We start from the raw sequence: 12131 nt of genomic DNA, 5'->3' as shown, positions 1-12131 counted from the left end.
GGGGCGCAGCGTGGGGGGGGAAGGGGGGGAGGAAGGGTCAGGCCAGCAGGATCACGTGGAGCGTGCGGGGCCCGTGCACGCCCTCGACGCGCGAGAGCTCGATGTCGCTCGTCGCGCTCGGCCCCGAGATCCACGTCTGCGGGCGTGTGGGGTGCGCGGCGAGGATCGTCACGGCCTCGGGCAGCGTGTGCACCACCTGCCCGGTCCGCACGACGCACACGTGCAGGTCGGGCACCAGGCTGATCGCGCGCCGCCCCTGGTCGTCCTCGCCGTCCAGGACGATCGTCCCGGTGTCCGCGACGGCCAGCCGTGACGCGGTGAGGACGGCGTCGACCTGGTCGAGCTCGGCCGCGGTCCGCCGGTCCGCACGCGAGTCCTGCACGACGGCGGTCCCGTCCCCGAGCGCGCTCGTCCAGCCCGCGGGCACCCCCGGGGGCACGACGACGGAGCGCGCGTCCGCGAGCAGCTCGCCGACGGTGCGGGCCAGGTCGGTCTCGGTCGCGGCCCGGTGCACGATCGCGCGGTAGTCCACGAGCCGGTCGACGAGGATCTCGACCGCCTCGGGCGACCCCGGGGAGTGCTCGCCCGTCGTCCGGTACTCGCGGGAGATGGGTGCCTGCGCGGCCACGGCGTCCCCGAGGTGCGCGCCGTCGGTGATGACGGCCGCGCGCACGCGGGCCAGGATGTCGTCGCGCGCGCTCATCGGGCGTCTCCGGTCGTGTCGGGCGAGGCGGGATCCTCGGGCGAGGAGTGAGGGACGGGCTCGTGCGCAGCGTGGTCGGTGGCCCACCACTCGCGGAAGCTCTGCTTGGGCAGCACGGGCAGGTCACGGGCGTCGGTCCACCTCGACCCCGGGAACGGCAGCGACGTGATGCGGCCCGAGCTGCCGCCCAGGACGCGTGTCACGCCGCCGGCCTTCTCGGCGAGCCCGAACCGGCCGGGCGTGGCCATGACGAACGACGCGGCCTTCATGGCGGCGCCCCACGCCGTGGGACGGCCACGGTCCTGGTCGACCTCGCGTGCGCGCAGGTGCACGAGCAGCGACGGGATGTCGATCTTGACGGGGCACACGTCGTAGCACGCGCCGCACAGCGTCGAGGCGTACGGCAGGGAGTTGTTGGGGTCGGACTTCCCCGTCGACCCGGTGAGCTGGGGCGTGAGGACCGCGCCGATGGGGCCCGGGTAGACCGAGCCGTACGCGTGCCCGCCCACGCGTTCGTACACCGGGCACACGTTGAGGCAGGCCGAGCAGCGGATGCAGTGCAGGGCGGCGCGGCCCACCTCGTCGGCCAGGGCCTTGGTGCGCCCGTTGTCGAGCAGGACCAGGTGGAACTCCTGCGGCCCGTCGCCCGGGGTGACGCCCGTCCACAGGGACGTGTACGGGTTCATGCGCTCCCCGGTCGAGGACCGGGGCAGGAGCGCCATGAAGACCTCGAGGTCCTGGTAGGTGGGGATGAGCTTCTCGATGCCCATGACGGTGATGAGGGTCTCGGGGAGCGTGAGGCACATGCGCCCGTTGCCCTCGGACTCGACGACCGCGAGCGTGCCCGTGTCCGCGACGGCGAAGTTCGCGCCGCTGATCGCGACCTTCGCGGAGAGGAACTTGCGGCGCAGGTGCGTCCGGGCCGCCATGGCGAGCTCGCGCGGGGCGTCGGTCAGGTCGGGTGGGGCGTCGCCCATGCGTTCGAGGAAGATCTCGCGGATCTCGGAGCGGTTGCGGTGGATCGCCGGCACGAGGATGTGCGAGGGCATGTCGTCCGCGAGCTGCACGATGAGCTCGGCGAGGTCGGTCTCGAACGCCGCGATGCCCTCCTCGGCGAGCGCCTCGTTGAGTCCGATCTCCTGCGTGACCATCGACTTGACCTTGACGACCTCGGTCTCGCCCGTGGCCTTGACCAGGTCCGTGACGATGCGGTTGGCCTCGGCGGCGTCCCGCGCCCAGTGCACGACGCCGCCGCGCGCGGTCACGTTGCGCTCGAGCTCTTCGAGGAGGTGCGGGAGGTCGCTCAGGACGTGCGCCTTGATGGTCGAGCCCGCGTCGCGCAGGGCCTCCCAGTCGGGTACCTCGTCGACGACGGCCGCACGCTTGGCCCGGATGGTCGAGGTCGCGTGGGCCAGGTTGCGGCGCAGCTGCGTGTTCTGCAGGGCCGCCCTGGCGGCCTCGGGGAAGGTCTCGCCCCAGCGCAGCGGAGCGTCGGGGTGCGGCACGTCGTCGGCCCAGCCGGGGCCCGCGGTGGTGCCGGGTGCGCCGTGGTGCGTGCCGCCGTCGGGCAGGGTCTTCGCGCCGCGACGGGTGGGGAAGCCCAGGAAGGTGCTCATCGGGTGGCCTCCGCCTCGTCGGTGCGGACGAGCGTCGGCGCGTCCTGCGTGGAGGCCAGGATCTCCGCGAGGTGCATGGTGCGCACACCCGTGCGCAGCTTCGAGAGGCCGCCGCCGATGTGCAGGAGGCACGAGTAGTCGCCCGCCGTGAGGACCTCGGCGCCTGTCGACTTCACGTTGGTCATCTTGTCGCTGAGCATCGCGGTCGACGTCTCGGAGTTCTTGAGCGCGAACGTCCCGCCGAACCCGCAGCAGCTCTCGGCGCCGGGGAGCTCGACGAGGTCGATCCCGTCGACGGCGCGCAGGAGCCGCAGGGGCTTGTCGCCCACGCGGATCATGCGCAGCGAGTGGCACGTCGGGTGGTAGGTGACGCGGTGCGGGAAGTGCGCGCCGACGTCGGTCACGCCGAGCACGTCGACGAGCAGCTCGGACAGCTCGTAGGTCTTGGCAGCCAGGGCCTCGGCGGTCGCGCCCAGCTTCTCCTGCCCCGCGCGTCGGCACACCATGGCCTGCTGGTGGCGGATCGAGCCGGTGCACGATCCCGACGGCACGACGATCGCGTCCCACTCGCCGTCGAGCGCGGGCGCGAACGTCTCGACGTGGTTCTTGATGACGGGCACGGCCTCGTCGAAGTAGCCGGTGTTGACGTGCATCTGCCCGCAGCACGTCTGCTGCTCGGGGAAGTGGACCTCGTGGCCGAGGCGTTCGAGGAGCTGGACGGTGGCCCGGGGGGCCTGGGGGAACATCGCGTCGGCGATGCAGGTGGCGGCGAGGGCGATGCGCACTGGGGACTCCAGCCGTGCAGGGGGCGGTGGGATTCAGTCTGGTCCCGGCGGGCGGCGAGTGCCCGTCGGAGGTGCCGTGCGGCCTGGCTGGTGCCTGCTCAGCGATGAGTAGGCTGTGGTCTGACCACATGGTGTCCGAGCCACTGTAGACCATCGGCACGCTCGTTCTGACAACCCGCGTCTGAGAACCCCGCGCAGCACTACGCTGACCCCGTGCGCACCCACGAGATCGTCCTCGCCCGGATCGAGGCGGACCTGACGTCCGGCCGCTGGGGCCTCGGCGAACGCCTCCCGGCCGAGCGTGCGCTCGCCGCCGAGCTCGGCGTCTCGCGCCCGTCGGTCCGCGAGGCGCTGCGTGTCCTGGAGGCCATGGGCATCGTCCGCACCGCGGTCGGTTCAGGGCCCGACGCCGGAGCCACCGTCATCGACCGGCCCGCCGCAGGCCTCGGTGCGGCCGTGCGGCTGCACGTCGCGTCCGGGACGCTCGTGGTCCGGGACGTCGTGGAGACCCGGGTGCTGCTGGAGACCTGGGCGGTCGGGCAGGCCGCCGCGAAGGCCTCGGGAGCAGGGCTCGCGGGCGCCGTCGCGCTGCTCGACGCCATGGACGATCCTGCGATCGGCACGGCCCGCTTCCGTGAGCTCGACGCGGCGTTCCACGTGGAGCTCGTCCGGCTCGCGGGCAACGCGCTCGTCGAGGCCGTCATGACCGGGCTCCGCGGGGCGATCGAGTCCTACGTCGAGGCAGGCATGGAACGGTTGGAGGACTGGCCCCGGACCGCGGTGCGTCTGCGCGCCGAGCACCGCGCGATCCTCGACGCGGTCGCGAGCGGCGACGGTGCGGGCGCGGTCGCGGCCGTGCGCGAGCACATCGAGGGCTTCTACCGCGAGGCAGGACTGTGAGCCGGACCCCGGGCGCGAGGTAGAGGGGAGTCGTCGAGGTAGAGGGCTGGAACCCTCTACCTCGACGCCGGCCCTCTACCTCGGCGCCCGCCCGGGGGCGTCACGTCGTAGTGTTTCTCTGGGCCCACCGGTCCGCCGCCCACCACCGGAGGACTCCGCATGACCATCGACCACCTGGACGTCCTCGCCGCGGCGCAGCGCATCGCGGGGCAGGTGCGGCCCGTCGCGCTCGCGCCCATGGACCCCGGGGCCCTCGGCGCCGCGACGGGCGTGTTCGCGCTCGAGCTCATGCAGCACACGGGTTCGTTCAAGGCGCGCGGTGCCCTGAACTTCGTGGGTGCGCACCTGGACGCGGGCACGCTGCCCGACGCTGGGATCGTCATCGCGTCGGGCGGCAACGCGGGCATGGCGAACGCGTGGGCTGCGCGGGCGCTCGGGGTCCGGGCGACGGTGTTCGTGCCCGAGAACGCGCCCCCGGTCAAGGTCGCGCGCCTGCGCACCCTCGGCGCCGAGGTCCATCAGGTCGGGTCCGAGTACGCCGAGGCCCTCGACGCCGCGCAGCGCTTCGCGGCCGAGACCGGTGCCCTCGCGTCGCACGCCTACGACAACCCCCTGGTCGCGGCGGGGGCGGGCACGCTCCTGCAGGAGATCGTCGCGGCCCGCCCTGATGTCAGCACGGTCGTCGTCGCTGTCGGTGGTGGCGGGCTGTTCAGCGGGGTGGCGGCCGCGGCGCGTCCGCACAGGATCAGGGTCGTGGCGGTCGAGCCGCACGGAGCGCAGGCCCTGCGTGCCGCGCTCGACGCCGGCTGTGTGGTCGACGTGCCCGTCGCGTCGGTCGCGGCCGACTCGCTCGGCGCCCGCCGCACGTCCGAGACGGCGTTGTCGCTCGCGCAGCACGGCGACGTGCGCTCGGTCCTGGTGTCCGACGACGCGATCGTCACCGCGCGCCGGCACCTGTGGGACGAGCGGCGGCTCGTCGTCGAGCACGGGGCCGCGGCGGCGCTCGCGGCGCTCGAGTCGCGCACGTACGTGCCCGACCCTGGTGAGCGCGTCGCGGTCGTGCTGTGCGGGGCGAACACGGACCCGGCTGACCTGGCGCGCTGAGCGCCGGTCCGCAGCAGCGTGGTTGTCAGAACGAGCGTGGGCTCCAGCGCACGCTCGTTCTGACAACGGCTGCCCGACGGCGCAGCGCACCCCGGGAGCGTCGGCCGCCGTGAGGTCAGGCCCCGCTCTCGATGCTCGACGGCAGCGCGTCGTCGGCCCACGTGTCCGGGGTGCCGACGCGCCAGAGCGGGCGTGCGGCCGAGATGACGGCGACCGTGGCGACGAGCAGCCCCGCGAGCACCACGAGCGCGGTCCCGATCCCGAACCGGTCGAGCAGCCCGGCCCCGACGAGCGGGATCAGGGGTCCGGCGGCGAGTCCGGTCAGACCCATGATCGACGCGAGGCGTCCCTGCATGTCGAGCGGGGTGATCGCCGCGGCGTAGCCCGCGAGCCCCGCGTTGACCGCCGGGACCAGGAGGACGGCGAGCGGCAGCACGGCGACGTAGGCGGGGTACGTCTGGAGGGCCGCCATGAGGGTCGCGCCGACGGCGAGGGTGACCAGCGCGGCGACCGTGAGCGCCCCGGCACGGACGCGCGCGACGAGCTGCGGGGCGAGCACGGCCCCGACGAGGATGCCCGCGCCGACGGCGAGGTCGATGACCCCGATGAGGACGGGGGCGACCCCGGTCCGGACGAGCTCGAGGTTGATGCCGACGAGCAGCCCGCCGAACGCGACGTTGATGACGACGAAGAGCCCCAGGAGCGTCCGGAAGAGGGGGACCGACCAGACGAACCGCAGTCCGTGGCGCAGCGCCTCGACGGGGTGGGTCGCGCGCGCCTGCGCCGTGTCGCCGTTGAGGGGTTCGCGCACGGCCCAGGTGCACACCGCGGTCGCGGCCGACCCGATCGCTGCGGCGGCGAGCGGGACCGCGTGCCCGACCGCGAAGAGCAGGCCGCCGACGGGGCCTGCGAGCAGGCTCGCGACGGCGTCCCGCCCCTGGGTGGCGGCGAGCGCGGTCGGGAGCTGGGGGGCCGGGACGACCGAGCGGAAGGCTCCGCTCGTCGCGGGGTCCACGAACGCTCCTACGACCGAGGCTCCGAACAGCACGAGCGCGAGGTGCCAGGCGGTGAGCGAGCCCAGGGCGGCTGCTGCGCCCACGGTGACCCAGAGCGCGGCGCCCACGGTGCTCGCGGCGACGACGAGCCGGCGCCGGTCGACACGGTCCGCGACGACGCCGGCCGGGAGGGTCGCGAGCAGGGCCCCGACCTGGCCGACGGCCGCGACGGCTCCGGCCTGGAGGACCGAACCGGTCAGCGAGTAGGCGACGAGCGGGACGGCGAACAGGGCGAGGCCTGCCCCGAGCGACTCGGTCGTCAGGCCGGTCATGAGGAGCATGTACGACCGGTTGCGCAGGAGGGGTGGAGGTGCGCTGGGCGTCGCTGGCGCGGTGGGTTCGTCGGTCTGCGGGGGAGACGGCGCGGGGGTCGCGGGGTCTGCGGTGCCCGTCGAGGTGCGGGGAGGTGGTGGGGTGCTCTGGGTGGTCGACATGCGACACACGGTAGTCCCGCAAGAACTGATGCGCAATGATGATTGCGCAACTGGTCGTGCGGACGGCGACAGCGTTGCTAGCCTCGGGGGATGCGCGAGACCTTCCACGTCCAGGACCCCGCGGCGCTCCGGGCCATCGCCCACCCGATGCGCCAGCGCATCCTCTCGGAGCTCGTGGTCCTCGGGCACGCGCGCGCCGCGGACCTCGCCCAGGCGATCGGCGAGCCCGCGAACTCCATCAGCTTTCACCTGCGCGTGCTGGCCAAGGCCGGCATGATCGTCGAGGCACCCGAGCACGCACGCGACCGCCGTGACCGGGTGTGGACCAACGCCGCCGAGAGCTACGTCGTCGACCCCGGATCTCCCGGGGTCGTCCGCGAGGTCGTCCGTCCCGCGCTGCGGTGGGCCGAGCGGCTGTTCGTGGAGGCGAACGACACGAGCTCGCACGACAAGGACCGGTTGTTCGCGATCAGCGCCCTCGTCCTCACGCCCCAGCAGGCCGAGGAGATGGCCAAGGAGGTCACGGACCTGCTCGAGCGCTGGGCCGACCGAGCGCTCACCGAGGCCAGGAAGGCGCCCGACCCTGATCGGCGTGCCTACCAGGCGCTCGCGGTCCTGGCGCCCCGCGGGAGCGACGGGAGCGACGACACGCCCTGAGGTGCCCCCAGGCCGTCCCACGAGAATGCCCGACGGCGGAGCGCACCCGGGTGCGTGGGTGCGCTCCGCCGTCGGGCATCCGGGGCGTCCGGGGGCCGAGCGGGCGCCGCGCGGCGAGCGTCAGCCGAAGATCTCGTCCTCGAGCAGGACCACGTCGTCGAGGCGGTTGCGCACCGACGTCACGCGCCAGCGGTCCGGGAAGAGTGCCAGGTACTCGCCGTCCTCGCGCTGGAGGACCTCGACGCCCGGCTGCTCGTTCAGCTTCGCGACCCAGTCCTTCGTGGTGCGCAGCGCCATCGAGTAGCCCAGACGGTCGAGCGTCACGGGCGCGTTGAACTCGGTCGCCATGCGGTGCTCGGCGACCTCGAACTGCATGGGGCCCACCACGGCCAGGACGGGCGCCTGCTCACCGCGCAGGTCCGAGCGCAGGACCTGGACGACGCCCTCGGCGCCGAGCTGCATGACACCGCGCTGGAACTGCTTGTAGCGCGAGACGTCCTTGGCGCGCATGACCGCGAAGTGCTCGGGTGCGAACGTCGGCAGCGGCGGGAACTCGACCTTCTTGTCCAGGTACAGCGTGTCGCCCACGCGCAGGCCGGCCGCGTTGACGAGGCCCACGACGTCGCCCGGGTAGGCCGTGTCGACGATCGTGCGCTCGCGCCCGAAGACCTGCTGCGCGTACTTCGTCGCGAAGGGCTTGCCCGTGCGGGCCGAGCTCACGACCATGCCGCGCTCGAACACGCCCGAGCAGATGCGCGCGAACGCGAGCCGGTCGCGGTGCGCGGTGTCCATGCCGGCCTGCATCTTGAAGACGAACGCGCTGAAGGGTGCCTCCACGGGACGCGTGTCCTCGTTCACGGTGACGCGCGGCGACGGCGAGGGGGCGACGTCGACCAGGACGTCGAGCAGCGCGTGGACACCGAAGTTCTGCACCGCCGAGCCGAACAGCACCGGGGTCGTCTGACCGGCCAGGAACGACTCCTGGTCGTGGTCGCCGTTGGTGTCGGCGAGCAGCTCGGCCTCCTCGGTCGCGGTCGTCCACGCGTCACCCTCGCGGGCCAGGGCCGCCTCCGGGTCCATGACCTCCTCGGGGGCGATCGTCGTGCCGCCCGCGGTGCGCGTGTAGTGCACGTACTGCCCCGTGCGGCGGTCGAGCACGCCCCGGAAGTCGCCGCCGACACCCACGGGCCACGTGAGCGGCGTCGGGACGAGCCCCGTGCGCTCCTGGATCTCGTCCATGAGCTCGAGCGCGTCCTTGCCCGGACGGTCCCACTTGTTGATGACGGTGATGAGGGGGATGCCGCGGTGCTTGCAGACCGCGAACAGCTTCATGGTCTGGACCTCGAGGCCCTTGGCGGCGTCGACGAGCATCACGGCCGCGTCGACCGCGGACAGCACACGGTACGTGTCCTCGGAGAAGTCGGCGTGGCCCGGGGTGTCGACCAGGTTGATCATGGCGTCGCGGTACGTGAACTGCAGCGCGGCCGACGTGATCGAGATCCCGCGGTCCTGCTCCATGTCCATCCAGTCGGACACCGTGCGCCTGCCCGCCTTGCCGTCCGCGCGGCCCGCCTCGCGGATCGCGTTGGCGTGCAGGGCGAGCGCCTCGGTGAGGGTCGACTTTCCCGCGTCCGGGTGGCTGATGACCGCGAACGAGCGGCGGCGCGAGGCCTCCGCGAGGACGGTCGCCTGCTCCTTCGCGGACGCTGAGCCGGACGAGCCGACCGGGGATCCGGTCTGCTCGTCGGGAGCGGTGGTGGTCGAGGTGGGCTGGTCCGCTGAGGGCACTGGAACGTCCTGTGGCTTCCTGCAGTTTCCTGCGCGATCGAGGTCGAGGGGCGGGGCGCATCCGCACGGGACGCAGCACCCAGCTCTCCATTCTCCCGCGAGATCGAGGCGCTGATGACCACGGCCCACCTCGGCTCAGGCGGTGACGGGGTGGGTGGGGCGGTGTGTCCCAGCCCCCGCTACTTCGCCGTCGGGACCGGGTGCCCCTCCGAGGCCTGCACGACGACGATGCCGCGCCCCGTGAGACCGAGCTGGTACGCCTCGCCCGACCCGCGGCCGATCGCCGCGGAGAGCTTCGCGGTCTTGCGGATCGTGGACGTGAGCGAGCTCGACCACAGGACCGCGGCCTGCATGTCGACGTACGTGGGCTCGTCGACGTCGAGGACCACGGGCGTCCCGTAGGCCGTCACAGCGAGGGACCCCGTCCCGGTGAACGTCGTGTTGAACAGTCCGCCGCTCATCATGGACGCGCCCTCGACGCGGTTGATGTCCCAGGTCAGGGTGCTCTCGAACGCCAGCACGTTGGACCCGTTGACCGTGACGGCCTCGTCCTCCAGGTGCAGGACGAACACCTGGTCGGCGTCCTGCGCGAGGAACACGTCGCCGCTGCCCGAGACCTTCATGAGGGACATGCCCTCGCCCGTGAAGGCCTTCTTGAACATCTTGGCGACACCGCCCGAGCCCTCGTACGCGAAGTCGACGTCGCCCTGGTAGGCGACCATCGAGCCCTGCCGCGCGTAGAAGAACCCGCCCGTGCCTGCGAGGTCGACCTTGAGCATGCGGTCGTTCTGCAGCTGGAAGCTCCCCGGTTCGCCCGGCTGTTCGGTGTGGTTCATGAGTGTGGAGCGCATGGGACAGATCATCCGGCAACGTGGAGAACCGTGCACGCGTCAGCGCTCGACGATCGTCGTCACGACGTCCGTCACGGCCGGTCGGCGCGGCGTGGAACCGAACCCGAACCGGACGGGCGGGTCGACGTCCCGCAGATCTCCCAGCGGCTCGCCGTCCCACTCGGTGCGGGCGCCCGTGATCTCGTGCACGTCCGTCGCGCCGTAGTGCTCGACCCGGCCGGGTCCGGCGCTGCCGCGTGTCCGGACACCGCGGAGGAGGAGCCGCGCGACGGGGTCGGTGAGGACCGTCGTCCGGTGGGAGGCCGCGACCCGACGGGGCACGACGCGGAGCACGCGGCCGAGCGCCGTGCGGCGTCCGACGTCGACCCGCGCCTCGAGCGGCCCGGCGACCACGTGCCAGTCCTCGGACCCCGCCACCCGGCTCACGGTGACCGGGCACACCTCGACCCGGTCGAAGCGGTACGTCGTCGCGACGAGATCCGCGACCTGGTGCGACGGGGCGAGGAGGATGCGCTCGCCGTCGGGCCGCTCCACCATGACGTCGGCGAACGCGCCGAACGGGGACACGTCCCACCTGCCGACGACCAGCCGCGTCCCCGACGCCGTGCCCCACCCGGCGATGCGGCCGCGGAACCGCTGGATGCTCGACATCCACCGAAGCCTAGATCGCCGGAGCGAACCCGGTCGAGAAGACCGCCGCGACGACCGCGACGGCGCGCCGCCGACGCCCTGAGCCCACCGGAGAGACCATGGCGGGATGAGTGCTGACAGCGAGGTCGCCGGCCGGGTACGGGTCGTGACGGGCAAGGGCGCGGTCGAGGGGACCGTCGCGGACGGCGTCGAGCGGTTCCTCGGGGTGCCGTACGCGGCGCCGCCCTTCCGCACGCGACGGTTCGCGTCGCTCGAGCCCGCGGAACCCTGGGACGGCGTGCGCGACGCGACCCGGTACGGGGCCACATCCCCGCAGTCCCCGTACCCGGGTGCGCTCGGCGAGCTGCTGCCGACCGTGAGGATCGACGGCGAGGACGTCCTGCACGTCAACGTGTGGACCCCGGCAGTGCGGGGCCCCGAGCTGCTGCCCGTCCTCGTGTGGGTGCACGGCGGGTCGCTCGCGCACGGGTCGAACGCGCTCGCGGGCTACGACGGGACGCGGTTCGCGCAGGACGGCGTGGTGTTCGTCGGGGTCAACTACCGGTTGGGCGCCGAGGGGTTCTCGGTGCTCGACGGCGCCCCGCGCAACCTGGGCCTGGCCGACCAGCTCGCGGCGCTGGCCTGGGTCCAGGACGAGGTCGCGGCGTTCGGCGGCGACCCGCGGCGCGTGACGCTCGCGGGACAGTCCGCGGGCGGCAACACGGTCGCGGCGATCCTGGCCCACCCCTCGGCGCCGGGGCTCGTCGCGCGCGCGATCGTGCAGAGCGGGCCGCTGTCCGCGCAGCCGGCGACCCGGGCGGGGCGCATCACGCGCGCCATGGGCAAGGACCTGGCCGTCCCGACGACGAGCGCAGGCTTCGCGACCGTCCTGCCCGAGGCGCTGGTCGCCTCGCAGGACCGTGTCACGGCGGGGGCGACCCCGCTCACGGGAGGTCCGGGGTTCGCGCTGTGCCTCGACGACGACCTGGTGCCCCGCACCCCCGAGGACGCGCTCGTCGCGGGAGCCGGTCGGACGATCCCGCTGCTCGTGGGCGCCACGACCGAGGAGTACCGCCTCTGGTTCGTGCCCACGGGACTGCTCGGCACGTTCAAGCGCCTGCACCTCGCGGTGGCCCGTCGCAAGGTGGGGATCTCGGCCCGGGCCGTGCGGCTGTTCCGGCGCAACCGGCCCGGCGCGTCGGTCGGGGTCGTCCTCGGGGCGCTCGCCACCGACGTCCTGCTGCGGGTCCCGCTCCAGCGGGTCGCGGACGCCCGCCGGGCCGCAGGCGCGCAGACGCACGTCTACGAGTTCGCCTGGCGCAGCCCGGTCGCGGACCTCGGCGCTGCCCACGCCATCGAGCTGGGCTTCGTGTTCGACGGCCTGGCGACGCCTGACTCCCGTGCGCTCGCCGGGCCCGACGCCCCGCAGTCCCTCGCGACCGCGATGCACTCGGCCTGGGTGGGGTTCGCGACGACCGGCGACCCGGGCTGGCAGTGCTGGGACGCGTCCCGCCCCGTGCGGGTCTTCGACGGCGAGGGCGACCCCGTGGTCCTCGCGCCGCGCGACGACGAACGAGCCGCGCTCGACCGGCGGTAGCCGGCGCACGG

The 12131-nt window shown here is 73.5% G+C and carries 11 protein-coding genes; 4 read left to right on the top strand and 7 right to left on the bottom strand.

The window, feature by feature from the left end; genetic code table 11:
• Window positions 1-37: 37 nt before the first annotated feature.
• The 3 genes from IE95_RS0116900 to IE95_RS0116890 are packed head-to-tail and all read right to left on the bottom strand — an operon-like array spanning window position 38 to window position 3104.
• Window positions 38-703 (bottom strand): LutC/YkgG family protein, encoded by a 666-nt coding sequence (locus IE95_RS0116900; RefSeq protein ID WP_030153022.1) that lies wholly within the window; start codon window positions 701-703, stop codon window positions 38-40.
• Window positions 700-2319 (bottom strand): LutB/LldF family L-lactate oxidation iron-sulfur protein, encoded by a 1620-nt coding sequence (locus tag IE95_RS0116895; protein WP_030153020.1) that lies wholly within the window; start codon window positions 2317-2319, stop codon window positions 700-702. The genes IE95_RS0116900 and IE95_RS0116895 overlap by 4 nt, the downstream gene beginning before the upstream one ends.
• Window positions 2316-3104 carry a (Fe-S)-binding protein gene (locus tag IE95_RS0116890; protein ID WP_030153017.1) on the bottom strand — a complete coding sequence of 263 codons (789 nt, stop codon included), beginning with the start codon at window positions 3102-3104 and terminating at the stop codon, window positions 2316-2318. The genes IE95_RS0116895 and IE95_RS0116890 overlap by 4 nt, the downstream gene beginning before the upstream one ends.
• Before the next feature lie 213 nt (window positions 3105-3317).
• Here IE95_RS0116890 and IE95_RS0116885 point away from each other — a divergent pair, with 213 nt between their 5' ends.
• Together IE95_RS0116885 and IE95_RS0116880 are read left to right on the top strand one after the other, a co-directional pair.
• Window positions 3318-4004: a FadR/GntR family transcriptional regulator gene (locus tag IE95_RS0116885; RefSeq protein WP_030153016.1), complete on the top strand. Its 687-nt coding sequence runs from the start codon at window positions 3318-3320 to the stop codon at window positions 4002-4004.
• Between the two features lie 159 nt (window positions 4005-4163).
• Window positions 4164-5108 (top strand): threonine/serine dehydratase, encoded by a 945-nt coding sequence (locus IE95_RS0116880; protein ID WP_030153014.1) that lies wholly within the window; start codon window positions 4164-4166, stop codon window positions 5106-5108.
• A 115-nt stretch (window positions 5109-5223) separates the two neighbouring features.
• Here IE95_RS0116880 and IE95_RS19835 read toward each other — a convergent pair whose 3' ends face one another.
• Window positions 5224-6597: an MFS transporter gene (locus tag IE95_RS19835; RefSeq protein WP_084690379.1), complete on the bottom strand. Its 1374-nt coding sequence runs from the start codon at window positions 6595-6597 to the stop codon at window positions 5224-5226.
• Between the two features lie 90 nt (window positions 6598-6687).
• On the opposite strand from IE95_RS19835, the gene IE95_RS19830 reads away from it, so the two are divergent.
• The gene (locus tag IE95_RS19830) at window positions 6688-7254 is read left to right on the top strand and encodes a winged helix-turn-helix domain-containing protein (protein ID WP_051703240.1); all 567 of its coding nucleotides are present in this window, start codon (window positions 6688-6690) and stop codon (window positions 7252-7254) included.
• A 120-nt stretch (window positions 7255-7374) separates the two neighbouring features.
• Here the strand turns inward: IE95_RS19830 and IE95_RS0116865 are convergent, their stop codons facing one another.
• The 3 genes from IE95_RS0116865 to IE95_RS0116855 form a co-directional block, all read right to left on the bottom strand.
• Window positions 7375-9042 carry a peptide chain release factor 3 gene (locus IE95_RS0116865; RefSeq protein ID WP_051703239.1) on the bottom strand — a complete coding sequence of 556 codons (1668 nt, stop codon included), beginning with the start codon at window positions 9040-9042 and terminating at the stop codon, window positions 7375-7377.
• Window positions 9043-9221: 179 nt separating this feature from the next.
• A complete protein-coding gene (locus IE95_RS0116860; RefSeq protein ID WP_030153006.1) occupies window positions 9222-9893 on the bottom strand; it encodes an AIM24 family protein in 672 nt (223 codons plus the stop codon).
• A gap of 39 nt (window positions 9894-9932) precedes the next feature.
• A complete protein-coding gene (locus IE95_RS0116855; protein WP_030153003.1) occupies window positions 9933-10544 on the bottom strand; it encodes a hypothetical protein in 612 nt (203 codons plus the stop codon).
• A 106-nt stretch (window positions 10545-10650) separates the two neighbouring features.
• Here IE95_RS0116855 and IE95_RS0116845 point away from each other — a divergent pair, with 106 nt between their 5' ends.
• Window positions 10651-12120 (top strand): carboxylesterase/lipase family protein, encoded by a 1470-nt coding sequence (locus IE95_RS0116845; protein WP_030153001.1) that lies wholly within the window; start codon window positions 10651-10653, stop codon window positions 12118-12120.
• The last annotated feature ends 11 nt before the right edge of the window (window positions 12121-12131 follow it).

This window comes from Oerskovia turbata, from assembly GCF_000718325.1.
In the GTDB taxonomy this organism is placed as follows: Bacteria; Actinomycetota; Actinomycetes; order Actinomycetales; family Cellulomonadaceae; genus Oerskovia; species Oerskovia turbata.
The sequence above is the reverse complement of the archived record's forward strand: the minus strand, read 5'-3'. Positions and strand labels throughout refer to the sequence as shown.

Coding starts and splice junctions, on each gene's coding strand:
- IE95_RS0116855 (WP_030153003.1), bottom strand. CDS start 10,544: ATGTCGAGCATCCAGCGGTTCCGCGGCCGCATCGCCGGGTGGGGCACG.
- IE95_RS0116860 (WP_030153006.1), bottom strand. CDS start 9,893: ATGCGCTCCACACTCATGAACCACACCGAACAGCCGGGCGAACCGGGG.
- IE95_RS0116900 (WP_030153022.1), bottom strand. CDS start 703: ATGAGCGCGCGCGACGACATCCTGGCCCGCGTGCGCGCGGCCGTCATC.
- IE95_RS0116845 (WP_030153001.1), top strand. CDS start 10,651: ATGAGTGCTGACAGCGAGGTCGCCGGCCGGGTACGGGTCGTGACGGGC.
- IE95_RS0116895 (WP_030153020.1), bottom strand. CDS start 2,319: ATGAGCACCTTCCTGGGCTTCCCCACCCGTCGCGGCGCGAAGACCCTG.
- IE95_RS19830 (WP_051703240.1), top strand. CDS start 6,688: ATGCGCGAGACCTTCCACGTCCAGGACCCCGCGGCGCTCCGGGCCATC.
- IE95_RS0116880 (WP_030153014.1), top strand. CDS start 4,164: ATGACCATCGACCACCTGGACGTCCTCGCCGCGGCGCAGCGCATCGCG.
- IE95_RS19835 (WP_084690379.1), bottom strand. CDS start 6,597: ATGTCGACCACCCAGAGCACCCCACCACCTCCCCGCACCTCGACGGGC.